18 protein-coding genes and 2 tRNA genes are annotated in these 22,148 nt (G+C 66.5%); 12 read left to right on the top strand and 8 right to left on the bottom strand.

The annotated features are described in order from the left end of the window. Positions 1 to 120 precede the first annotated feature (120 nt). Positions 121 to 2,397, bottom strand: coding sequence for an EAL domain-containing protein (locus QPK27_RS16565; protein WP_290419349.1), 2,277 nt, complete (start codon positions 2,395 to 2,397; stop codon positions 121 to 123). A gap of 215 nt (positions 2,398 to 2,612) precedes the next feature. Here QPK27_RS16565 and aroC point away from each other — a divergent pair, with 215 nt between their 5' ends. Next, on the top strand, positions 2,613 to 3,707 hold the full coding sequence (gene aroC, locus QPK27_RS16560; protein ID WP_290419348.1) for a chorismate synthase: 1,095 nt from the start codon (positions 2,613 to 2,615) through the stop codon (positions 3,705 to 3,707). A 160-nt stretch (positions 3,708 to 3,867) separates the two neighbouring features. Here aroC and QPK27_RS16555 read toward each other — a convergent pair whose 3' ends face one another. Genes QPK27_RS16555 through QPK27_RS16550 form a run of 3 tightly spaced genes read right to left on the bottom strand, consistent with a single transcriptional unit; the run spans position 3,868 to position 7,209 of the window. Continuing rightward, the gene (locus QPK27_RS16555; RefSeq protein ID WP_290419347.1) at positions 3,868 to 5,361 is read right to left on the bottom strand and encodes an HDOD domain-containing protein; all 1,494 of its coding nucleotides are present in this window, start codon (positions 5,359 to 5,361) and stop codon (positions 3,868 to 3,870) included. After that, the gene (locus QPK27_RS25505; protein WP_374047080.1) at positions 5,358 to 5,642 is read right to left on the bottom strand and encodes an EAL domain-containing protein; all 285 of its coding nucleotides are present in this window, start codon (positions 5,640 to 5,642) and stop codon (positions 5,358 to 5,360) included. The genes QPK27_RS16555 and QPK27_RS25505 overlap by 4 nt, the downstream gene beginning before the upstream one ends. After that, entirely contained in the window at positions 5,536 to 7,209 is a 1,674-nt protein-coding gene (locus QPK27_RS16550) for a putative bifunctional diguanylate cyclase/phosphodiesterase (protein WP_374047079.1), read from the bottom strand. The genes QPK27_RS25505 and QPK27_RS16550 overlap by 107 nt, the downstream gene beginning before the upstream one ends. Positions 7,210 to 7,575: 366 nt before the next feature. On the opposite strand from QPK27_RS16550, the gene QPK27_RS16545 reads away from it, so the two are divergent. From QPK27_RS16545 to QPK27_RS16530, 4 genes are all read left to right on the top strand, one after another. Then, the gene (locus QPK27_RS16545; protein WP_290419346.1) at positions 7,576 to 9,258 is read left to right on the top strand and encodes an isovaleryl-CoA dehydrogenase; all 1,683 of its coding nucleotides are present in this window, start codon (positions 7,576 to 7,578) and stop codon (positions 9,256 to 9,258) included. A 129-nt stretch (positions 9,259 to 9,387) separates the two neighbouring features. After that, entirely contained in the window at positions 9,388 to 10,038 is a 651-nt protein-coding gene (gene upp, locus QPK27_RS16540; RefSeq protein WP_290419345.1) for a uracil phosphoribosyltransferase, read from the top strand. A gap of 50 nt (positions 10,039 to 10,088) precedes the next feature. Continuing rightward, positions 10,089 to 10,466, top strand: coding sequence for an Hpt domain-containing protein (locus QPK27_RS16535; protein ID WP_290419344.1), 378 nt, complete (start codon positions 10,089 to 10,091; stop codon positions 10,464 to 10,466). A gap of 320 nt (positions 10,467 to 10,786) precedes the next feature. After that, complete coding sequence (locus QPK27_RS16530) at positions 10,787 to 10,990, top strand: cold-shock protein (RefSeq protein WP_005670341.1); 204 nt, start codon at positions 10,787 to 10,789, stop codon at positions 10,988 to 10,990. Positions 10,991 to 11,168: 178 nt separating this feature from the next. Here QPK27_RS16530 and QPK27_RS16525 read toward each other — a convergent pair whose 3' ends face one another. Next, complete coding sequence (locus tag QPK27_RS16525; protein WP_290419343.1) at positions 11,169 to 12,077, bottom strand: LysR family transcriptional regulator; 909 nt, start codon at positions 12,075 to 12,077, stop codon at positions 11,169 to 11,171. Positions 12,078 to 12,326: 249 nt separating this feature from the next. Between QPK27_RS16525 and aceB the strand changes: the two genes are divergently transcribed. After that, a complete protein-coding gene (aceB, locus tag QPK27_RS16520) occupies positions 12,327 to 13,916 on the top strand; it encodes a malate synthase A (RefSeq protein WP_290419342.1) in 1,590 nt (529 codons plus the stop codon). A 245-nt stretch (positions 13,917 to 14,161) separates the two neighbouring features. On the opposite strand, the gene gloB is transcribed toward aceB, so the two are convergent. Beyond that, positions 14,162 to 14,962: a hydroxyacylglutathione hydrolase gene (gene gloB / locus QPK27_RS16515; protein WP_290419341.1), complete on the bottom strand. Its 801-nt coding sequence runs from the start codon at positions 14,960 to 14,962 to the stop codon at positions 14,162 to 14,164. Between the two features lie 38 nt (positions 14,963 to 15,000). Between gloB and QPK27_RS16510 the strand changes: the two genes are divergently transcribed. The 5 genes from QPK27_RS16510 to QPK27_RS16490 all read left to right on the top strand — a co-directional run bounded on the left by QPK27_RS16510 (position 15,001) and on the right by QPK27_RS16490 (position 17,409). Then, the gene (locus QPK27_RS16510; RefSeq protein WP_290419340.1) at positions 15,001 to 15,810 is read left to right on the top strand and encodes a class I SAM-dependent methyltransferase; all 810 of its coding nucleotides are present in this window, start codon (positions 15,001 to 15,003) and stop codon (positions 15,808 to 15,810) included. After that, positions 15,807 to 16,268, top strand: coding sequence for a ribonuclease HI (gene rnhA, locus QPK27_RS16505; RefSeq protein WP_290419339.1), 462 nt, complete (start codon positions 15,807 to 15,809; stop codon positions 16,266 to 16,268). The genes QPK27_RS16510 and rnhA overlap by 4 nt, the downstream gene beginning before the upstream one ends. 86 nt (positions 16,269 to 16,354) lie before the next feature. Beyond that, positions 16,355 to 17,062 (top strand): DNA polymerase III subunit epsilon, encoded by a 708-nt coding sequence (gene dnaQ / locus QPK27_RS16500; RefSeq protein ID WP_290419338.1) that lies wholly within the window; start codon positions 16,355 to 16,357, stop codon positions 17,060 to 17,062. A 37-nt stretch (positions 17,063 to 17,099) separates the two neighbouring features. After that, positions 17,100 to 17,174: transfer RNA gene (locus QPK27_RS16495), tRNA-Val, on the top strand. A gap of 160 nt (positions 17,175 to 17,334) precedes the next feature. After that, positions 17,335 to 17,409, top strand: a tRNA-Val gene (locus QPK27_RS16490). A 69-nt stretch (positions 17,410 to 17,478) separates the two neighbouring features. Here the strand turns inward: QPK27_RS16490 and QPK27_RS16485 are convergent. Continuing rightward, positions 17,479 to 18,105: a cyclopropane-fatty-acyl-phospholipid synthase family protein gene (locus QPK27_RS16485; RefSeq protein WP_290419337.1), complete on the bottom strand. Its 627-nt coding sequence runs from the start codon at positions 18,103 to 18,105 to the stop codon at positions 17,479 to 17,481. Between the two features lie 88 nt (positions 18,106 to 18,193). Continuing rightward, on the bottom strand, positions 18,194 to 20,281 hold the full coding sequence (locus tag QPK27_RS16480) for a GGDEF domain-containing protein (protein WP_290419336.1): 2,088 nt from the start codon (positions 20,279 to 20,281) through the stop codon (positions 18,194 to 18,196). A 409-nt stretch (positions 20,282 to 20,690) separates the two neighbouring features. Between QPK27_RS16480 and QPK27_RS16475 the strand changes: the two genes are divergently transcribed. Continuing rightward, positions 20,691 to 22,088, top strand: a complete 1,398-nt coding sequence (locus tag QPK27_RS16475; protein ID WP_290419335.1) for an amino acid permease — start codon at positions 20,691 to 20,693, stop codon at positions 22,086 to 22,088. The last annotated feature ends 60 nt before the right edge of the window (positions 22,089 to 22,148 follow it).

Here is a 22,148-nt window from a genome sequence, read left to right as displayed (position 1 = left end):
ATGAGCAAGATACAAGGGTTGGCGGCTCCGCCGCCGACGCGGTGATAGTTGGCAGCCAGATCATCCGGCACGACATCGGAGCCGATAACGATCACCGCGTCGGCGGCGAAGCCGCCAACCCTACGCCGCGCGCGACGCCCGGTTACGCGCCAGCCACTCCAGCAAGCCCTCCGGCGACAGCGGCCGCGCATACAGGTAGCCCTGCGCCAGCGGACAACCCAGCTGGCGCAAAATCTGCGCCTGCCGCTCATCCTCGACCCCTTCCGCGATCACCGACAAGCCCAGGTTGCGCCCCAGCTGCACCACCATCTGGGCGATGCTGCCGCCGCGCGCCGAGCCGGTGATCTCGGTCACGAACGCGCGGTCGATCTTCAACCGGTCCACCTGCAGCCGCTGCAAATGCGACAGCGACGAGAACCCGGTGCCGAAATCGTCGATCGCGATCGACACGCCGGTGCGCTTGACCTGCGCCAGCTTCTCGACCAGCGCCGCCGGTTCTTCCATCGCCATCGACTCGGTGATTTCGAGCTCGATGTATTCGGGCGGCGCCCCGGTGTCGTCCAGTGCGCGGCGCAGCATGTCGAGGAAGCGCGGATGGCGGAACTGCACCTGCGAGACGTTGACCGACATGGTGAAGTCGCGGTGCCCGGCCGCGCGCAGGCGCATCAGTTCGGCGCAGGCCTGGCGCAGCACCCATTCGCCGATCTCGACGATCAGGCCGGAATATTCCGCGATCGGGATGAAGCGGTCCGGCGGCACCAGGCGGCCGTCGTCCAGGCGCCAGCGCAGCAGCGCCTCGGCGCCGAACGGGCGGTTGGTGGCCAGGTCGACCTGCGGCTGGTAATCGAGGAACAGCTGGCCGTTCTGGAAACCATTGCGCAGCGCGTGCATCATGCGCACCCGCTCGCGGATCTCGACCCCCATGCTGCGCGAGAAATAGAAGTGCCCGGTGCGCTGCTGCGACTTGGCGCGCTTCAGGGCAATGTCGGCATCTTTCAGCGCATCGGCGCCGTTGCCGTCGTGCTCCAGCAGACGCACCAGGCCGAGCGTGCTGGAGACCTGCACGTCCTGGCCATCGATGCGGAACGGTTCGCGAAACAGCGCCTGGATCCGCTCGGGTTCGAGCGCGCAGGCGTCGCCCAGCATGGCGAAGATGTCGCTGCCGATGCGGCCCACTTCCAGCGCCGGATCCAGGCGCGACTTGATGCGCTCGGCCACCGCCACCAGCAGCAGGTCGCCGAAATGGTGGCCGAGGGCGTCGTTGGTCTCGGCGAAGTGATCGAGGTCGGCCAGCGCCAGCACCGATTCGCTGCGCCCGGACGTGGCCAGGCGCTTGTCGATCAGCTCGACCATGCAGTTACGGTTGGGCAGGCCGGTGAGGCGGTCGTGGAAGACCGACCTGTTCAGGCGCGTAACCAGCTCGACGTTGTCCAGGCATACCGCGACCATGCCGCAGAACACCTTCAGCAGGCGCTGTTCGACCTCGCCCAGCTCGCGCTCGAGCGGGATGCAGGCGACGAATTCGCGTCCGGTCTTGCCGGCGAAGACCATGCTCAGCAGGCCATCGTCGACCCCGCAGTCGCGCTGGCGCAGCGCGCGCCCGGCGGCCACGGCGAACTGCTGGCCGCGCTGCACGCCCAGTTCGCGTCCGTCCAGGTGGCGGCAGGCGCCGACCGCGGCCAGTGCGCGCAGGGAATCGGCCGCGGCGGCGCCGCCGTCGTCGCGGCAGTACAGCACGCCCTCCGGCGGCTGGCCCAGCAGCTTGCCGGCCTGGGTCAGGATCCCGAGCGCCACGTCGCGCGCGCCGTGCAGCGCCATCAGCTCGGCGCAGGCGGCGACGATGTGTTCCATGCCGAGCCGGTTGACGTCCAGCGCGCGGATCTGCTCGTAGGAGCGGATCGAGGCCGCCACCGTGGTGTACAGCTTGGTGCGGGTCAGTTCCGACTTGGTGCGGTAATCGTTGATGTCGTAGCCGCGGATGGCGTCCATCTCGGGCGCGTAGCCGGGCTGGCCGGTGCGCAGGATGATGCGCAGGTCGTGCAGTTTCAGTTCGTCGCGGATACGGCGCACCAGCTGCAGGCCGGCGTCGGCGCGTTCCATCACCACGTCCAGCAGGACCACGGCGATGTCGCTTTCCCGAGCCAGGATCTCGTAGGCCTGGGCCGCGGAATAGGCGTGCAGGAAGACCAGCGGACGGCCCTGCATCTCCACGTTGGCGAGGGCGAAGGTGGTGGTCGAATGGACGTCGGCATCGTCGTCCACCACCAGGATGCGCCAGCAATGCGCCGCGGCCGACGCGGGCACGGCGTCGCCGGCCGGCTCGTCGGCGAAGATGAGTTCGTCGAGCGGGGCGTTGTCTTCCTTCAGTGGGCCTGAGGGCGTAATCGATGCTGGCATTGTGCTACGTCTCCAGGTGACTCGGCATTGATAGGTTCAGTATATCCGCGATTGTGAAAAAGAAAGGTCAATTACGGGACATATACAAAAATATATATCCAGCGGGAAACATTTTTGCGACAGTTGCCGGGCCAAAGTGGCGCCGATCGCCATTTCTGCTCCTCCGGCCGGACTGGTAAAATGGACATTCGACCAACCCGAACCAGAGCGCATCCATGTCCGGCAATACATTTGGCAAGCTGTTTTCCGTCACCACTTTCGGCGAGTCGCATGGCCCGGCGATCGGCTGCGTCATCGACGGCTGCCCACCCGGCATGGCGTTGAGCGAAGCCGACATCCAGCCCGAACTCGACCGCAGGAAGCCCGGCACCTCGCGCCACGTGACCCAGCGCCAGGAGGCCGACCGGGTCGAGATCCTGTCAGGCGTGTACCAGGGCGTCACCACCGGCACGCCGATTGCGCTCCTGATCCGCAATGAAGACCAGCGCAGCAAGGACTACGGCAACATCGCCGAGAGCTTCCGTCCGGGGCACGCGGATTATACCTACTGGCATAAATACGGCGTGCGCGATCCGCGCGGCGGCGGCCGTTCGTCGGCGCGCCTGACCGCGCCGGTGGTCGGCGCCGGCGCCGTGGCCAGGAAATGGCTGCGCGAGCAGTACGGTACCGAGTTCCTCGGCTGCATGCGCACGCTGGGCGACATCGAGGTGCCGTTCGAATCGTGGGAACACGTGCACGCCAACCCGTTCTTTGCCGCGACGGGCGATGCCGCATTATTGAACCGCATGGAAGCGGCGATGGACGCCCTGCGCCGCGAAGGCGACTCGATCGGCGCGCGCATCGACGTGGTGGCGCGCGGCGTGCCGGTGGGCCTGGGCCAGCCGATCTACGACAAGCTCGACGCCGATATCGCCTACGCGATGATGGGAATTAACGCGGTCAAGGGCGTCGAGATCGGCGCCGGTTTCGCCTCGGTGGGGCAAAAGGGCTCGCAGCATGGCGACGAGCTGACGCCGGAGGGCTTCGTCGGCAACCAGGCCGGCGGAGTGCTGGGTGGGATCTCGACCGGGCAGGACATCACGGTGTCGCTGGCGATCAAGCCGACGTCATCGATCCGCGTGCCGCGCCGTTCGATCGACAAGGAAGGCAATCCGGTCGACGTCGAGACCTTTGGCCGGCACGACCCGTGCGTGGGGATCCGGGCGACGCCGATCGCTGAAGCGATGCTGGCGCTGGTGTTGATCGATCATGCGCTGATGAATCGGGCGCAGTGCGGGGACGTGCGGGTGGGGACGCCGAAGTTGAAGTGATTGTTCGTGTGAAGCAGGCCGGGACGATCGTCGCTCCGCCCGCTTTGCCTGATATTTCGCTACTCTAAAGACCGTCATTCCCGCCTTCGCGGGAATGACGGTCTTTAGGCTGGCTCAGAAAGGATGCAGCGCAGAGACGCGAACCTGGTTCGCAGCGCATTCAAACCCGCGTCGCGATCGCCTCCAGCTGGTGCCGCTTCTCCACCGTCCGCACCACCAGCGCGCGCAGATCGTTCAGCAGCGCGAACTCGGTCTGGCTCAGGATCACCTGCGGATACGTATCGTCCCAGTCGCCATAGATGAACCCCGCCGGCTGCCCGTGCGCGCACAGCGGAATCACCACGAAGCAGCGCGCCGCCGACAGCGTGCCTTTCCACCAGCCCGGCAGCTTGGTCGCGAACTTGGCGTCGCGCGCATTCTCGATGAAGATCACGCGGTCGCTCGCCAGCGCCGCGTGGAACACGTTCGGCTCGTAGGTGTCGTCGAACACCAGCTGCGCCAGCATCGGCTTGACTTCTTCGCCCAGGCCCAGGCGCGCCGAGTAGCGGCCTTCGCGCCGGTTGCGTAAAAAGGCGAACGAGCGCGTGAACGACAGGCCCTGATGCATGGTCTCGAGCGCCATCGCGATCATCTGGCCGGCAGTGGCGGCGGCGCTGGCTTCGCGCATCTCGGCCACGCCCGCCATCAGGATCTTGTTGCCGGCCACGCGCTTGCGGTCGGCGGCCAGCAGGCGCGCGTTGCGCTCCTGCGGCTTGGCCAGCGGCGCGATGGTGAGGTCGGCCGCCGCTTCCACCTTGGCCTTGTCGATCGCGCCCAGGATGCCGTCGGGCGCGAGGCCCAGCATCGGCGCGAACTGTTCGGCCAGCAGCGCTACCTGGGCGGCGCCGGCTTCGTCGTCGGCCCATAGCGCGTCGGCGGCCTGGGTCGACATCGTGCCCAGGGCCGCCAGCCAGTCTTCGTGGCCGAAGCCTTCGCCGCGCTCGGACGGTTCGACCCGGCGCATGCCGGCCACCAGGTTGCGCGGCAGGCCCCAGTGCGAAGCGGTGGCGCGCCCGACTTCTTCCAGGCTCAGGCCCAGCACTTCTTCGGCGGCGGCGTGCTCGCGGCCTTCGCCGGCGACCTCGCGCATCCTGCTCCAGCGCTCGGGCATGTAGAAGGTCAGCATCATGCGGCCGAGCGAATGCAGGATCGAGCACACCACCGCTTCTTCCGGATCGCGGGCCCGGGCGTCGACCGCCAGCTGCTGCGCCACCATCCCGGCCAGCACCGCCTTTTCCATCTCGATGTGGGCCGCTTCGGTGTCGGGCGTGCTGCGGCTGAGTTCCTCGATCAGCTTCAGGCCCAGCGCCAGGTGGCCGATGGTCTCGGTGCCCAGCACCATCACCGCCTTCGAGATGGTGTTCACGCGCTGGCCGAAGGCGGCGTACATGGCGCTGTTGGCCAGGCGCAGCACCTTTTGCGTGAGCACCGGGTCGGTCAGCACCGTGTCGCTCATCGAGAAATCGCGCTCGTCCTCGCCGCGCATCGAGGCCAGGATGGCGTTGATCGCCTTGGTAAAGCCCGGCATGTCGCCCTGGCGGCGGATGCGCTCCCACAGCAGGGCGAGGGTGGCTTGCGCCTTGGCGGATTGCGCGGGTGTCATGATTGGCGTCATGGTTTGACTGTCCGGGGTTCAGGCGGCGGCGATGCGGGCGGTACTGCGGGCAGCAGTGCGGTATACAGGTTTTCCTTGAGCGCGGCCAGCGCCACGTTGGCCGGCATCGGTTTGCCGGTCAGGTAGCCTTGCACGTAGTGGCAGCCGTGCTCGTCGAGCCAGGTCAGCTGCTCTTCAAGCTCGACGCCTTCGGCCACCACAGACAGGTTCAGGTGGCCGGCCAGGTCGAACACGGCGTTGCAGATGGCCGCGTCCTTCTGCGATTGCGGCAGGTCTTTCACGAAAGCGCGGTCGACCTTCAGCACCGAGATCGGGAAGCGTTTNGTCGAACACGGCGTTGCAGATGGCCGCGTCCTTCTGCGATTGCGGCAGGTCTTTCACGAAAGCGCGGTCGACCTTCAGCACCGAGATCGGGAAGCGTTTCAGGTAGGCCAGCGACGAGTAGCCGGTGCCGAAGTCGTCGATCGCGATGCGCGCCTTGCGTTCGGCCATTTTGGCCAGGATGGTCTCGGCATGCACCGGGTCGACCATCAGCGTGCCTTCGGTAATCTCCAGCACCAGCTGGTGGCCCTGGGCGCCGGACAGCGCCAGCGCGTCGTCCAGCACCGTCAGGAAGCGGTCGCTGCGGAACTGGCGCGGGCTGATGTTGACCGAGATGTACAGCTCGCGCCCGGCCACTTCCTCGAACTGCTTGACCTGCATGCAGGCCGCCTTCAGGGCCCAGGCCCCGAGCAGGTTGATCAGGCCGTTGTTCTCGGCGATCGGGATGAAGCGCGCTGGCGGCACCATGCCCAGGGTCGGGTGCTTCCAGCGCATCAGGGTCTCGAAGCCCTCGATGATGCGGGTGCGCGCGTTGACGATCGGCTGGTAGTACAGCAAGAATTCGCCTTCGCGCACCGCCGCGAACATCGCCGCCTCGAGCGAGATGTCGTGTTCCGGCGGGCCCTGGTCCTGCGGGCTGTAGACCACCGCGCGCGCCTTGCCGGTTTCCTTGGCGCGCGACAGGGCGGCGTCGGCCAGCGTCACCAGCCGCACGTCGTCCTCGGCGTGGTCCGGGTAGATCGCGACCCCGATCGAGGCGCCCAGGTAGATCGTATGGCCGCCGACCTCGAACGGCGACTGCAGGGTGGCCATCAGGCGTCCGGTGACCAGCTTGATCTGGGCTTCGCTGAAGGTGCCCGGCAACACCGCCACGAATTCGTCGCCGCCCACCCGCGCCAGCGTGTCGCTGTCGCGCAGCGTGCGGCGCAGGCGTCCGGCGGCCATCTGCAGCACGGCGTCGCCCAGCGGGTGGCCGAGGCCGTCGTTGACCTTCTTGAAGCCGTCCAGGCCGATCGCCGCCACCGCAAAACCATGGCCGGAACGGCGCGCGTTGGCGATCACCATGCGGATGCGGTCGGCCAGCAGCACCCGGTTGGGCAGCTCGGTGAGGGCGTCGTGGGTCGCCATGTGGCGCAGCCGTTCCTCGGTCGCGTGCTGGGCCGACATGTCGCGCCCGATCACCAGCAGCGGCGCATCGTCGCCGGTTTCCAGGCGCGTGATGCGCAGCTCGAACCAGATGTCGCGCTCGCCGGCATGCAGGCGCGTCTCGACCAATGCCGGCTCGGCGCCGGCGGCGGCGTTCAGGGCATTCAGGAGGGCGGCCTGGTCGACCTCGTGCACCAGCGATACCAATGAGCAGCCGGGTTCGAAACCGCACATGCGCTGGACGCGCGTGCCCGCCGCGCGGATGGTGCCGCCCAGGGTCACGCGGAAGACCGCGTCGCCGGCCGTTTCCAGCAGTCCGGCCAGCAGCTCCCCGTTCGGCTGCGGCTGTGACTGGGTTCCGGCGGAAGTACTGATGTGCATGTTGGGTCGGGTGCTTTCTGATCGCTGGCATGTGCACGGCATGCCTTGTTACATGTCGTCCCGTGCAAGTTTACCAAACCAACGGCGACTTTATCATCGAAACATTCCGGAAAGCATTAAACAGAACAATTCCGGGGCATCATTTCACGCACCTTTGCGACGCCACAGCCCTACCTTGTCCTGCTTGCCTCACACCTGTGTTCGCGCTAACCTGATTGCCTGAAAGTTAAGTGTGTGTCATACCATTGTCGCCGATCCTTGCTCTCAGGCATATCCAAGGCATATAAAGACAGCCATGTCTGATGCTTATATGCAACATATGGACATGGAGGCGGTGCCCGACGATGGGCGCGAGGAGCCGCTGTCATGAATCCATTCGATACGCATGAGGTATTCAACCAGGCGCCGCCGTTCGAGGATGTCGACCTGTTCGCCTGCGACCTGGCGCTGCAGGAGGGCCTGGTGCGCGAGGGCGGCGCCTTCGCCGCCGGCGCCCTGGCCGGGCTGGGCCGGCGCTGCGGTAGCCGCGAGGCTCAGGAACTGGCGCGCCTGGCCAATGTCCACGGCCCGCGTCTGGTGCCGTTCGACCGCGCCGGCCGCCGGGTCGACGAGATCGAGTTCCATCCGGCCTGGCATGCCTTGATGACGCTGCTGGTCGAATCCGGCGCCCACGCCGCGCCGTGGAGCGATCCGCGCCCCGGCGCCCACGTCGCGCGCGCCGCCGGGTATCTCCTGTTCGGTCAGCTGGAAAACGGCGCCCAGTGTCCGGTGACGATGACCTATGCCTCGGTCGCGGCGTTGCGCCGCGCGCCGGCCCTGGCCGCGGCGTGGCTGCCGACCATCCTGGCGCGCGAATACGATCCGCGCCCGCTGCCGCTGGCGAACAAGCGCGGCGCGTTGATCGGCATGGGCATGACCGAAAAGCAGGGCGGCTCCGACGTGCGCGCCAATACCACCGTCGCCACGCCGTTGGCGCCGGGCGCCGTGCCGCCCGGCTGCGCCATGGACGGCCTTGAAGCCTGGCGCATCGTCGGCCACAAGTGGTTCTTCTCGGCGCCGCAGGCCGACGCCCATCTGATCCTGGCGCGGCTCGACGACGCCGCACCGGGCGTGTTGAGCTGCTTCCTGGTGCCGCGCTTCCTGCCCAACGGCGAGCACAACGCAATCCGCGTTCAACGCCTGAAGGACAAGCTGGGCAACCGTTCGAACGCTTCGTCCGAAGTCGAGTTCTGCGGCGCCATCGGCTCGATGGTGGGGGCGCCCGGGCGCGGCGTCCCGACCATCCTCGAGATGGGCAGCCTGACCCGGCTCGACTGCGTGCTGGGCAGCGCCGGCATCCTGCGCGCGGCGCTGTGCCATGCGCTGCACCATGCGCGTGGGCGGCACGCCTTCGGGCGGCCGCTGAGCGAACAGCCGCTGATGCAGAGCGTGCTGGCCGACCTGGCGCTGGAGTCCGAAGCCGCCACCGCGCTGGCGCTGCGGCTGGCGCGCTGCGTCGACCAGGCCGCCGATCCGGCGCAGGCGCTGCTGGGGCGCATCCTGACCCCGGCCGCCAAATACTGGGTGTGCAAGCGCGGGCCGGCGTTCGGGGCCGAGGCGATGGAAGTCATGGGCGGCAACGGCTATGTCGAGGACGGTCCGCTGGCGCGCCTGTACCGCGAGTTGCCGGTGAATTCGATCTGGGAAGGCTCGGGCAACGTGATGTGCCTGGACGTGCTGCGCGCGATCGGCAAGTCGCCGCAGGAGGCGCGCGCCGTGCTGGAACAGGAGCTGCTGCCTGCGACGCGGCGCGATGCGCGCTTCGCGGCGCATGTCGAGCAATTGCTGGCGTCGCTGGCGGCGCGCGCCGCCGATGAGTCCGGCGCGCGGCGGCTGGCCGAGGAACTGGTGCTGGCGGTGCAGGGCGCCTTGCTGCTGCAGCATGCGCCGGCGCCGGTGGCGGCGGCCTTTGTCGCCTCGCGCATCGTCGAGCCGGTCGGCGGCGCGTTCGGGCGCTTGCCGTCTCAGGTCGACTGCGCGGCGATCCTGGCGCGCGCCTTGCCGTCATGACGCCGGCGTGAGAGGGGTGGTAAGTGCTGCCCGGCAACTAATTATTTCTTCGTCAAACTGAGGACAAACAGCCGCGTGGCTGGGATAATGCTCGCCTCAAGCATCACCGAAGAATTCTACCGACCCGCCATGAAACAAGATCCGCGCTTTCCGAACCTGTATATCCTGAACCACCCGCTGATCCAGCACAAGCTGTCGCACATGCGCGAGCATGACACGTCGACCCGCACTTTCCGCGAGCTGCTGCGCGAGATCACGCTGTTGATGGGATACGAGATCACGCGCGACCTGCCGCTGACCACGCGCCAGATCCGGACGCCGCTGGTGACCGTCGACGCGCCGGTGATCGCCGGCAAGAAGCTGGCCGTGGTGCCGATCCTGCGCGCCGGCATCGGCATGAGCGACGGCCTGCTGGAGCTGGTGCCGTCGGCGCGCGTCGGCCACATCGGCGTGTTCCGCGATCCGGACACCCACGAGCCGGTCGAGTACATGGTGCGCCTGCCTGATACGCAGGAGCGTACCTTCATCCTGTGCGACCCCATGGTTGCCACCGGCAATTCGGCGGTGCACGCCATCGACGTGCTCAAGAAGCGCGGCGTGCCGGACGAACAGATCCTGTTCCTGGCGCTGGTGGCGGCGCCGGAAGGAGTGCAGGTGTTCCAGGACGCGCATCCGAACGTCAAGCTGTTCGTGGCCTCGCTCGACTCGCACCTGGATCAGGACGCCTACATCGTGCCGGGCCTGGGGGACGCCGGCGACCGTATCTTCGGCACCAAGTAAGCTTCTTTATCCGATCAACCAGCTTCGCGCCGTCACGGCGCCTTCCGATCATGCCGCAACTGGCCGACCAGCAATTCTTTGACCGCCTGGCTGAACTCAACGAGAAGTTCGCCGGACGGCTGCCGGCCACCCTCGAGCGGCTGGCGGCGCTGTCGCGGCAGATCGATCGGGCAGCGGACGAGGGCACAGGGGCGGGGACCGGCACGGCGGCCGCGGCGGCCGAGCTGGGGGCGATGCTGCACACCCTGGCCGGTTCGGCCGCCACCTTCGGCTTTCGCGAGCTGGGCCACCATGCGCGCCTGCTCGAGCAGCGGCTGCGGGTATTGACCACCTTCGACCGGGTGGCCGCGGCCGATTGGCTGATCTGGCGCGGCGAGCTGGACGAGTACATCGCCGCAGCGCAACGCGATCCCAAATCGTTGAGGTGAAACTCAGCTGTTGCGCAAGTGGTTTGCGCAAACGTGCTGTAGAGCCTAATTTGATTCAGCGCAAACTTCGGCGCTGTCAATGGCCTATATTTTCACTACCACCGAAAACGAAATCGCATCGCTCCGGTTTATTGGTTTCAGGAATCGTGACGATGGTGCGGCTTTTTTATTTAACTTAGAGGTCGTGCGCGGTTTTTATTCGGTATAATGTGGGATCGTTGGGTTCGAGGTAGTAGTGCAGTCTGTCTGTCATTTCTTTCTTGCTTCTTCAAACGATCTGAAACGGGCGCAAGCCCAACTAACCGAAATAGGAAATTGTAATGGCAACTGGCATCGTTAAATGGTTCAATGATTCGAAGGGTTTTGGCTTCATCACCCCTGACGAAGGCGGCGAAGATCTGTTCGCTCACTTCTCGGCTATCCAGAGCACCGGCTTCAAGTCGCTGCAGGAAAACCAGCGTGTTTCGTTCGACGTGACCACCGGTCCGAAGGGCAAGCAAGCTTCGAACATCCAGCCTCTGTAATCGCGGCTCCGTAACGCCTTCGCGGCGTTACCGAATAAAAATCCCCGGAATTGCCGGGGATTTTTTTTGCCTGTCGCTTTCGTCCACCCGCATGGCCGCTATGTTTCCGGGTTAGCCGGTACTATCGCAGCGGTTTTACGGCACGCTCAATGGCTGGCTTGTTCGCTATCGGCGCAGCTCATCCATTCTGGCGCCAATACTCCGGCTGCGCATAACTGCGACGCAGGAAATCGACGAAGGCGCGGATCCGCAGCGGCAGGTGGCGGCGCTGCGCGAACACCGCATGGATGTCGTTGCCGGGCGCCGCGAATTCGTCCAATACGGTCGTCAGCGCGCCGCTGGCGATCTGTTCCCCGACTTCCCACATCGAGCGCCAGGCCAGGCCCTTGCCGGCCAGCGCCCAGGCATGCAGCACCGCGCCGTCGTTGCAGACCATATTCCCGCCGACCTTGATCGTGACCGGCGCGCCGTCGTCGAGGAAGGTCCAGCCGCGCTGGCTGCCTTCGCTGCTGATCGCCAGGCAGTTGTGGCGCGCCAGGTCGGCCGGCTGCTGCGGGCGTCCGTGGCGTTTCAGGTACAGGGGCGACGCCACCACCACGCGCCGATTGTCGGCCAGCTTCACCGCCACCAGGTTTGAATCGCTCAGGCTGGCGATGCGGATTGCCACGTCGACGCCTTCGCCCAACACGTCGACCACGCGGTCGTTCAGATTCAGGTTGACGGTGACGTCGCGGTGCTCGGCCAGGAACGAGGGCAGCAGCGGCGCCACGTGCTGCCGGCCGAACCCGGCCGGCGCCGACACCATCAGGTGGCCGGTGGCGCGCGCGCTGCGCTCGGATACCGCCGCTTCGGCGTCGTCCAGGTCGCCCAGGATGCGCTGGCAGTCTTCCAGGAAGGCGACGCCTTCGTCGGTCAGTACCAGCTTGCGGGTGGTACGTTGCAGCAGCTTGACGCCGAGGCGCGCCTCCAGCGCATCCAGCCGCCGCCCGATCATGGCGGGCGCGATGCCTTCGGCGCGCGCCGCCGCCGACAGGCTGCCGCGCGCCACCACCTCGACGAAGGTCGTCATCTGCGTGAATTTGCCCATGCCTGCCGCTGTCCCAGTCCTTTGTCGATCACTCGCGTCACGCTGTGTCTGCGCTCATCTAGTACGCGCATTTCATACAAAAACGCACGAATGAAGTGAGAATTTGTATCGTTTAGCGCTATTCAGGTGAATATACTTGATGCAATGACAAACGCCAAGGTACGTCCGCGTTCCGCGCTGCCCCGCGCTGCCCGCGCGGATGCTGCGCCATGGCCGCAACGGTTCCGCCACATCATCCAGGAGTCAACCATGAACAACCCGATCCCCGCCGGCATGGACATCCAGGCCGCCATCGACCCCGCTTACGCGCAGATCCTCACGCCCGAGGCGCTGGCGCTGGTGGCGAAACTGTCGCGCGCCTTCGAGCCGCGCCGCCAGGAATTACTGGCGTTGCGCGCCGAACGGGCGCGCCGCCTGGACGCCGGCGAGCGTCCCGACTTCCTGCCCGACACCGCGCACATCCGCGACGGCGACTGGCGCATCGACCCGCTGCCGGCGGCGCTGGCCTGCCGCCGGGTCGAGATCACCGGTCCGGTCGAGCGCAAGATGGTCATCAACGCCCTCAATTCCGGCGCCGACAGCTACATGACCGACTTCGAGGATTCCAACACGCCGAACTGGGACAACCAGATCAGCGGCCAGATCAATCTGGTCGATGCGGTGCGCGGAACCATTGCGCTCGAACAGAACGGCAAGCACTACCGGCTGAACGACAAGGTGGCGACGCTGCTGGTGCGCCCGCGCGGCTGGCACCTGGACGAGAAGCACGTGCTGGTCGACGGCAAGCGCGTCTCGGGCGGCATCTTCGACTTCGCGCTATTCATGTTCCACAACGCCAGGGAACTGCTGGCGCGCGGCGCCGGTCCATACTTCTACCTGCCGAAGCTGGAGTCGCACCTCGAAGCGCGCCTGTGGAACGACATCTTCGTCATGACCCAGGAAGAGCTGGGCCTGGCGCGCGGCACCATCAAGGCGACCGTCCTGATCGAAACCATCCTGGCTGCCTTCGAGATGGACGAGATCCTGTACGAACTGCGCGAGCACAGCGCCGGCCTGAATGCGGGCCGCTGGGATTACATCTTCTCGTGCATCAAGAAGTTCAAGCACGACCGCGACTTCTGCCTGGCCGACCGCGCCAAGGTGACGATGACGGCGCCGTTCATGCGCGCCTATGCGCTGCTGTTGTTGAAGACCTGCCACAAACGCGGCGCGCCGGCGATCGGCGGCATGTCGGCGCTGATCCCGATCAAGAATGACCCGGAAAAGAACGCGGTCGCGATGGGCGGGGTGCGCAGCGACAAGGCGCGCGACGCCGACGATGGATACGACGGCGGCTGGGTCGCCCACCCGGGCCTGGTCGATCTGGCGATGACGGAATTCACGCGCGTGCTGGGCGACCGTCCCAACCAGTTCGACAAGCAGCGCCCGGACATCGAAGTCACCGCGGCGCAACTGCTCGACTTCAAGCCCGAGACGCCGATTAGCGAGGCCGGCCTGCGCTACAACATCAACGTCGGCATCCATTACCTCGGCGCCTGGCTGGCCGGCAACGGCTGCGTGCCGATCCACAACCTGATGGAAGACGCCGCCACCGCCGAAATCAGCCGCTCGCAGGTGTGGCAGTGGATCCGCTCGCCGAAAGGTGTGCTGGACGATGGGCGCAAGGTCGATGCCGCCATGGTGCGCGCCATGATCCCGGAAGAATTGGACAAGGTGAAGGTGGTGGCGGCCGATGGCACGCATGCCAGCTACGAGCGCGCGGCCGTCATCTTCGAGCAGATGTCGACCTCGGAGACGTTCGCCGAATTCCTGACGCTGCCTTTGTACGAAGAAATCTGAGGCGCTTGGCCTCACCACCCGTAGGGTTGGCGGCTCTGCCGCCGACGCGGTGATTGTGATCGGCTCCGGCATCGTGCCGGATGAATCTGCCGCCGACGCGGTGATTGTCATCGGCTCCGGCATCGTGCCGGATGAATCTGCCGCCAACCACCACCGCGTCGGCGGCGTAGCCGCCAACCCTACGCGCCAACAAGCAGGGTGGGCGGCTCTGCCGTCCACGCGTTCGCCATCCGACGCATCGCCGGTCAAAACGTATTCTTCCACTCCCGTAATGCCGCAAACGCCTCGACCGGCGCCGCGTCTTCCTTCAGCCGGCCGGCTTCGATCAGGCTGCGCACGATGCGCGGTTCATCCGCGCGCAAGAACGGATTGGTCGCTTTCTCGACCCCGATCGACGACGGAATCGTCGGCCGACCCGCCGCCCGCAGCGCGCCATCGGACTCTACGCGCGCCGCCAACGCCGCATTGCCCGGCTCGACCGCCTGCGCAAAGCGCAGGTTCGACATCGTGTATTCGTGCGCGCAATACACCAGCGTAGCGTCCGGTAACGCCGCCAGCTTGGCCAGCGAATCGGCCATCTGTTGCGGCGTGCCCTCGAACAGCCGGCCGCAACCGGCGCCGAACAAGGTATCGCCGCAGAACAGCCAGGGAGCGCCGCCGGTACGCGCGACATAGGCGATATGCCCCAGCGTGTGCCCCGGCACGTCGAACACCTCGAGCTCCAGATCCAGTACCGGCAGCCGCACCCGGTCGCCTTCGCCCAGCGCCTCGGTCACGACCTCGATGCCGTCATGACGCGGCCCGAACACCGGCACCTGCCACTCCTGCAGCAGGGCGGGAACGCCGCCGATATGGTCAGCATGGTGATGGGTGAGTAAAATGGAGGTCAGGCGCAGCTTGTGCGAGGCCAGCGCTGAGCGGATCGGCGCGGCGTCGCCCGGGTCGACCACGGCGGCGTGCTCGCCGTCATGGATCAGCCACAAATAATTGTCGTTAAAGGCAGGAACGGTGAGGATGCTCAGTTCCTTGCGCGGTGAAGTCGTCATGGTGGTTATCTTGTGAAGCAGTGTTTCAAAGGAATGGCATGGATAGCGCGGCTTCCGAAAAATCCATTATAGCGCTCGACCACTGGCTGCAATCGCCGGCCGGCGCCTACGTGGCGGCGTTCGAGCAGGCCTGTATGGACGAATTGACGGCGGATATCTTCGGTTTCAATGCGGTGCAGATCGGCGTGCCGCAGCTCGATGCGCTGGCCGCCAGCCGCATGCCCAACAAGTGGCAGGCGGCGACGCGCACCGGCAGCGCGGACACGGGCACAGGCACAGGCACGAGCAGCAGCGCCAGCGAACTGGGCCTGGCCAGCGGCAAGCGCCAGATCGCGGTGGCGCTCGACTTCGCCGAACTGCCGTTCGCCACCGCCAGCCTCGATCTGGTAGTGCTGCCGCATGTGCTCGAGTTCGCGGCGGAGCCGCACCAGGTGCTGCGCGAAGTCGAGCGAGTCCTGATTCCGGAAGGGCAGTTGATCATCTGCGGCTTCAATCCGGCCAGCCTGTGGGGCATGCGCCAGGGCGTGGGACGCTTCACCAGCAGCGACTACCTGCCGGAGTCGGGCGAATTCATTTCTTTGCCGCGTCTGAAAGACTGGCTAAAATTGCTGAACCTGGGCGTGACGCGCAGCCACTTCGGCTGCTACGCTCCGCCTTGCCGCACGGCGCACTGGCTGAGCCGGTTTTCGATGATGGAATCGGCGGGGCGGCGCTGGTGGCCCTATCTCGGCGCGGTGTACGTGGTGCACGCGGTCAAGCGGGTCAAGGGCATGCACATCATCGGCCCGGCCTGGAACAAGAAAACAAGCAAGCGGCCGGCGGCAGTGCCGGCGGCGAACAGAGAATGAACCAAGAAACTACCAATACAAGCAGCAAAGTCGAGATCTTTACGGATGGCGCCTGCAAGGGCAACCCCGGCACCGGCGGCTGGGGCGCGCTGCTGGTCTCCAACGGCCACGAAAAGGAAATCTTCGGCGGTGAGCCGAACACCACCAACAACCGCATGGAATTGCGCGCCGTGATCGAGGCGCTGGGCGTGCTGAACCGCCCGTGCCAGGTGGTGCTGCACACCGACAGCCAGTACGTGCAGAAGGGGATCTCGGAATGGATCCACGGCTGGAAGGCGCGCGGCTGGAAGACCTCGACCAAGGCGCCGGTCAAGAACGACGACCTGTGGAAGGCGCTCGACATGGCGCAGCAGCAGCACGCGGTCGAATGGCGCTGGGTGCGCGGCCACAATGGCCATCCCGGTAACGAGCGCGCCGACGTGCTGGCCAACCGTGGCGCCGCCTCGGTGCGGCGCTGAACCGCGGGCCCAGCCGGACCGCCCGCGCGGCCGGCTGGTATACTCGCTGCCGTTGACTCCCCGCTTTAATTCTTCAAGATTGCACCATGCGCCAGATCGTCCTCGATACCGAAACCACAGGCCTGAATCCACGCACCGGCGACCGCGTCATCGAGGTCGGCTGTGTCGAAATCTTCAACCGCAAGCTCACCGGCAATAACTTCCACCGCTACATCAATCCGGAGCGCGACTCGGACGAAGCGGCGCTGGCGGTGCACGGCCTGACCACCGAATTCCTCAGCGACAAACCGAAGTTCCACGAGATCGCCGAAGAACTGCGCGAGTTCATCGACGGCGCCGAAGTCATCATCCACAATGCGCCGTTCGACCTTGGTTTCTTGAACCACGAATTCCAGCGCATCGGCATGAAGCCGTTCGTCGAGCATTGCAGCGGCGTGATCGACACTTTGGTGCACGCCAAGGAACTGCACCCCGGCAAACGCAACTCGCTGGATGCGCTGTGCGACCGCTACGAGATCTCGAATGCGCACCGCAAGCTGCACGGCGCGCTGCTGGACTCGGAACTGCTGGCCGATGTCTACCTGGCGATGACGCGCGGCCAGAACTCGCTGACCATGGACGTGGCGGTCGAAGCGGCCACCATCGGCGACGTGCTGGAAGCGGTGCCGCTGGGCGAGATCATTGTGTTGGCGGCCGCGGCCGACGAACTGGCGGCCCACGACGAGGTGCTGGCGGGGCTCGACAAGAATGTAAAAGGGCAGTGCGTGTGGAGGAATTATTCTCCGCAGGGGTGACGGCGCGGTGATTCTGTGCCATAATACGCCTCGCTTCGGGAGGTTAGCTCAGGGGTAGAGCACTGCATTCACACTGCAGGGGTCGCAAGTTCGAAACTTGCACTTCCCACCAGAATTCAGCGGGCCAGCAGCAATGCTGGCCCGATTGTTTTAGCAAACGCATGGCGTTTGCGAGCAGACGTTTGCCGGTCCGTAACGGTAGATTGTCTTGATGTTTGAGCAAATTTGCTGTTTGGCAAACGCAAGCATCTGTGTCATAATACGGCCTCGTTGGGAGGTTAGCTCAGGGGTAGAGCACTGCATTCACACTGCAGGGGTCGCAAGTTCGAAACTTGCACTTCCCACCAAAGAATTCGCTCAGAACGCCGCATCGCGCAAGTGATGCGGCGTTTTTGCTTGTGCGCCGCCGCACCGCATCAGCCGGCCAGTTCCTGCTTGAGTTCTGGCGTGATGGTCCAGGCATACAAGGTCTTGTCCCGAATCCGCACGATCTGTTCCGGCGGCCATTGCGCGCCCATGTGAAAGTCGTGCGACACCACCCGGCTGCCCACGCGCAGCTGCCGCCACAGGCGCGGCATCAGCTTCAGGTTTACTTCGAACAGCAGATACAGCATCACCACCGAGGCCGCGCTGAAGTCGGTCGCGAACAGGTCGGCCTGGCGAAAGCGCACCCGGTCCTGCACCCCGGCCTGGCGCGCGTTGGCGCGCGCTTCGCGGATGCGTTCGGGATCGAGGTCGATGCCGATGCCGCGCGCGCCATGGCGGCGGGCGGCCTCGATCACGATGCGGCCGTCGCCGCAGCCCAGGTCATACACTAGGTCGCGTGCGCCGACCCTGGCCATCGCCAGCATGCGTTCGACCACGTCGCGCGGCGTCGAGACATAAGGCACGGCGGGCAGGGCGGCGGCGCGCGCCGTCGGGATGGGCGCGGGCGCCAGCGACAGGCCGGCCAGCGCGGCGGCGCCGTGCAGCAGCGTGCGCCGCCGCAGGTCGGGCAGGGCGCCATGGCGCCAGGTGGATGGTGCGGAAACGAGGTCGGGCAAGGGCGGTTCTCCAGGGCCGGTTGAGCGGATCGCGCCGCCAGCCTACCGCATTCCGGCGCACGCACGCTTGCGCAGCGCCGCGCCGCCGTCAGGCTGAGAGCGCTTCCGGCGCCGGCAGCGCCGGCAAGGCCGGCACCCCGGGCAGGATCAGGTCCAGCTGCAGCCCGTCGGACAAGGCGCCGCCCGGACGGCGCAGGCCGGCCACCAGGTAGCCGCGGTTGCGCCCGGTCTCCTTGCCCTTGTACAGGGCGCGGTCGGCCAGCGCGATCGCCTGTTCCCAGTCGACCCGCCCATTTGTCTCTGCGGTTTCTTCGTCGTCCAGCAGCGGCAGCGACACCGCGCCGGCGGTGGCGCTGATCGACAGCGCCGTGCCGTCGTCCAGCAGCACCGGCGTGGCCGCCAGCGCATCGAGAATGCGGCGCACCAGCTGCACCCGCTGGGCCGGCGTCACGCCCTGCGAATACACCAGGAACTCCTCGCCGCCCCAGCGCAGCACCATGTCCGATTCGCGCGTCGCCTCGCGCAGGCGGCGGCCGACCTCGACCAGCACGGCGTCGCCGGCCGCATGGCCGTATTCGTCGTTGATGCGCTTGAAGTGGTCGATGTCGAGCAGGGTGAAGCAGTCGGCGGCCTCTGGCCGCGCCGCCGCTTCGCCGGTGCGGCTGCGCATGCGGTCCTGGAACGAGCGGCGGTTGAACAGGCCGGTGAGCGGGTCGCGCGCCGACAGGTAGGCCAGCTCGGCGTTCAGCTCGGACAGGCGGTGGCCGGTGCGCACCGATTTCTTGTACAGCACGAACACCACGCCGAACAGCACCAGCGCCAGCACCGCGCCCAGGGTGGTGGTCAACTGGCGCAGGCCGCGGTTGTGCAGCTCGACGTCCTTGACCGCGTTTTCCTGGCGCAGCGTGGCGATCTGGGCCGCGCGCTCGCGCGCCTTGAACTGTTCCTGCAGCGCCGAGATCGCCTTTTCGCGCTCGCTCTGGGCCAGCTCTTTCATGATGGTCTCGCGCTCGCGCACCGTGGCCAGCGCCTCGCGGTAGCGGCCGGCGCGCTCGAGCGCCTGGCCTTTCTCGGCCAGCAGCCGCCCCAGCGCCGACAGCGCCCCGGCCTGGCGCAGCTGGGCGGCGACGCTGTCGACGTGCGCCAGGCCCTCCTGCTGGCGGCCCTGGCCGAACAGGGCGAAGCCCAGGTTGGCTTCGGCCAGCTGCAGGCCGATGCCCTCGGCGCTGGCGCGCGCCGGGCCCAGCGCCTCGCGCGCCGCGGCTTCGGCCGGGCCGTAGCGCTGCAGCCGCAGGTTGGCGTTGGCGATATTGCCCAGCACGTGGGCCTCGAGCGCGATCAGGCCATTGGCGCGCGCCAGTGTCAAGGCGCGCCCGAAGGCGGCCAGCCCTGCGCCGATGTCGTTGCGCACCACCAGCGCGCGCCCTTCCAGGTAGCACAGGCTGGCTGCCATGCGCGCCGGCAGCTGTTCCTGGCCGGCGCGCACCTCGCGCACGATCGCGAGCGCCCGGTCCGGGTCGCGCGCGTTGACGTACATGCGCGCCATGGCCAGCCGGATGTCCGCTTCGCGCGGACTCCACAGGCCGGGATTGGCGTGCACGATCTCCAGGCTGTGCTGGAAGTGCTGCAGCGCGCGGTCGTATTGGCCGACCGCGCTGTAGGCGATGCCGTGCAGGGAATCGAAGCCGGCCCGGAACTCCGGATCGCCCAGCTCGCGGTAGCGCGCGCCGAGCGTCTCCAGCGCAGCCAGGGCGCTGGCCGGGTCGTTGTCGTCGAGCTGGCGGTTGATGCGGGCCAGGTTCCCCAGCGCCAGGTTGAGCGGATCGCCCTCGGCCTCGGCCAGTTCGACGATCTGTTCATTGCTGGCATAGGCGTCGCGCAGGTGGCCGCTGTCGATTTGGACCCGGCGCAGCAGGCGCAGGTAGGCGATGCGTTGCGCGTACGGTGCGCCGGCGATCAATCCCGGGCCTTCCTGCACCAGCATGGTGCGGGCTTGCTGGATGTCCTGTTCGGCCAGCACGCCGATCTCGTGCAGGCGGGCCGCGCCGTCAGCCAACGCCGGCGCCGCCGCCGTGCCGAGCGCCAGCGCCAGCCCGAACGCGCACGCCAGCCGGCGCGCCGCGCCCGCCGTGGTAGGGCGGTGTGGCAGGGAGGGCTGGGATAGGGGGACGGTCATCGGGACTGGCGGCGGAAGCGTAAGCGAAGAGCGGCAGCGTGCTGGCGAAGCCGGCCCACGCTGAAATCTTGGGTGGCCGGACATTATCGAGTGTTGAAATCTGGAAATCAAGCTTGTCACACTTCGACGGCGTACGCGGAGGTGTTTACGCAACGCTCGCCGGATGACCCGGTTTGCAGTTTCCGGCACGCAAATTGCAGTGCTTTGACATGTTTGCTTTGATAAGACACAACAATCTGGTTATATTGGCACACCTGCAAAAAGTTGACGTTTTGCAGCGGTAGCGAAGACGGTTTCAAGTCAGGCGACGCCGGCCCAACAGGCAGGATCCCGCCCGGCGCCGTACGATCTGCGGCGCCAGGAACGACAAGACGCGGGACCAACCATTTTTCGACATGGAGAAGACGTAGTGAGTATTTTCAGAACCAAAAACCTGGACGCCATGATCGCCGCCGGCGCCAAACCGGGTGGCCTCAAAAAGGTCCTCGGCCCGACCGACCTGGTGCTCATGGGCATCGGCGCGATCGTCGGCACAGGCATCTTCGTGCTCACCGGCACCGGCGCCGTCACGGCCGGTCCCGCACTGACCATTTCCTTCGTGGTCGCCGCGCTGGCCTGCTGCTTCGCCGCGCTGTGCTACGCCGAATTCGCTTCCACCGTGCCGGTTGCCGGCTCGATCTATACCTACAGCTACGCCACCCTGGGCGAGCTGGTGGCCTGGATGATCGGCTGGGACCTGCTGCTCGAGTACGGCCTCGCCACCTCCACCGTCGCGGTCGGCTGGTCGGGCTATTTCCAGTCGCTGATGTCCGGCTTCGGCCTGGCGCTGCCTGACGCGCTGAGCGCCGCCCCGGGCGCGCGCGAAGGCGTCGAGACCCTGTTCAACCTGCCGGCCTTCCTGATCATGATGGTACTGACCGGCATGCTGTCGCTGGGCATGCGCGAATCGGCACGCGCCAACAACGTCATGGTGGTGATCAAGATTGCCGTGGTGCTGCTGTTCATCGCGGTCGGCGTCGGCCACGTCAAGCCGGACAACTGGCAGCCGTTCATGCCGTTCGGCGCCGGCAGCGTGATGAGCGCCGCCGCCCTGGTGTTCTTTGCCTTCATCGGCTTCGACGCCGTCACCTCGGCCGCGGAAGAAGTGAAGAATCCGGCGCGCGACCTGCCGATCGGCATCATCGGTTCGCTGGTGGTGTGCGCCATCCTGTACGTGGTGGTGGCCGCGATCATGACCGGCATCGTGCCGTACATGGACTTCAAGGGCGTCGACCACCCGGTCTCGCTGGCGCTGCAAGTGGCTGGTGAAAACTGGGTCGCCGGCTTCGTCGACCTGGCCGCGATCCTGGGCATGAGCACCGTGATCCTGGTGATGGCCTACGGCCAGACCCGCATCCTGTTCGCCATGTCGCGCGACGGACTGCTGCCTGGCAAGCTGTCGACGGTGCACCCGAAATACGGCACTCCGTTCTTCGCCACCTGGCTGGTCGGCATCATCTTCGGCCTGATCGCCGCCCTGGTGCCGCTGAACGTGCTGGCCGAACTGGTCAACATCGGCACCCTGGCCGCCTTCACCCTGGTCTCGGTGGCCGTGATCGTGCTGCGCAAGAAGCGTCCCGACCTGCCGCGCGCCTTCCGCTGCCCGGCGGTGCCGCTGGTGCCGATCCTGGCGATCATCTTCTGCCTGGCCCTGATGTCGTTCCTGAGCTGGCATACCTGGGTCGCCTTCGGGGTCTGGCTGGCGATCGGCGTGGCCGTGTACTTCGGCTATGCGCGCAAGCGTTCGCTGCTGAACAAGGCAGGCTGATGGTTTGAATCGGCGATCCGGTGCTGACTGCTGCGCCGGAGCGCCGGTTCGTGTTAACCT

Origin of the sequence: Massilia sp. YIM B02443, from assembly GCF_030411955.1 — a bacterium.
In the GTDB taxonomy this organism is placed as follows: Bacteria; Pseudomonadota; Gammaproteobacteria; order Burkholderiales; family Burkholderiaceae_D; genus Telluria.
This window is presented reverse-complemented; position numbering and strand designations above follow the sequence as displayed.

Coding starts and splice junctions, on each gene's coding strand:
- QPK27_RS16565 (WP_290419349.1), bottom strand. CDS start 2,397: ATGCCAGCATCGATTACGCCCTCAGGCCCACTGAAGGAAGACAACGCC.
- aroC (WP_290419348.1), top strand. CDS start 2,613: ATGTCCGGCAATACATTTGGCAAGCTGTTTTCCGTCACCACTTTCGGC.
- QPK27_RS16555 (WP_290419347.1), bottom strand. CDS start 5,361: ATGACGCCAATCATGACACCCGCGCAATCCGCCAAGGCGCAAGCCACC.
- QPK27_RS16545 (WP_290419346.1), top strand. CDS start 7,576: ATGAATCCATTCGATACGCATGAGGTATTCAACCAGGCGCCGCCGTTC.
- upp (WP_290419345.1), top strand. CDS start 9,388: ATGAAACAAGATCCGCGCTTTCCGAACCTGTATATCCTGAACCACCCG.
- QPK27_RS16535 (WP_290419344.1), top strand. CDS start 10,089: ATGCCGCAACTGGCCGACCAGCAATTCTTTGACCGCCTGGCTGAACTC.
- QPK27_RS16530 (WP_005670341.1), top strand. CDS start 10,787: ATGGCAACTGGCATCGTTAAATGGTTCAATGATTCGAAGGGTTTTGGC.
- QPK27_RS16525 (WP_290419343.1), bottom strand. CDS start 12,077: ATGGGCAAATTCACGCAGATGACGACCTTCGTCGAGGTGGTGGCGCGC.
- aceB (WP_290419342.1), top strand. CDS start 12,327: ATGAACAACCCGATCCCCGCCGGCATGGACATCCAGGCCGCCATCGAC.
- gloB (WP_290419341.1), bottom strand. CDS start 14,962: ATGACGACTTCACCGCGCAAGGAACTGAGCATCCTCACCGTTCCTGCC.
- QPK27_RS16510 (WP_290419340.1), top strand. CDS start 15,001: ATGGATAGCGCGGCTTCCGAAAAATCCATTATAGCGCTCGACCACTGG.
- rnhA (WP_290419339.1), top strand. CDS start 15,807: ATGAACCAAGAAACTACCAATACAAGCAGCAAAGTCGAGATCTTTACG.
- dnaQ (WP_290419338.1), top strand. CDS start 16,355: ATGCGCCAGATCGTCCTCGATACCGAAACCACAGGCCTGAATCCACGC.
- QPK27_RS16480 (WP_290419336.1), bottom strand. CDS start 20,281: ATGACCGTCCCCCTATCCCAGCCCTCCCTGCCACACCGCCCTACCACG.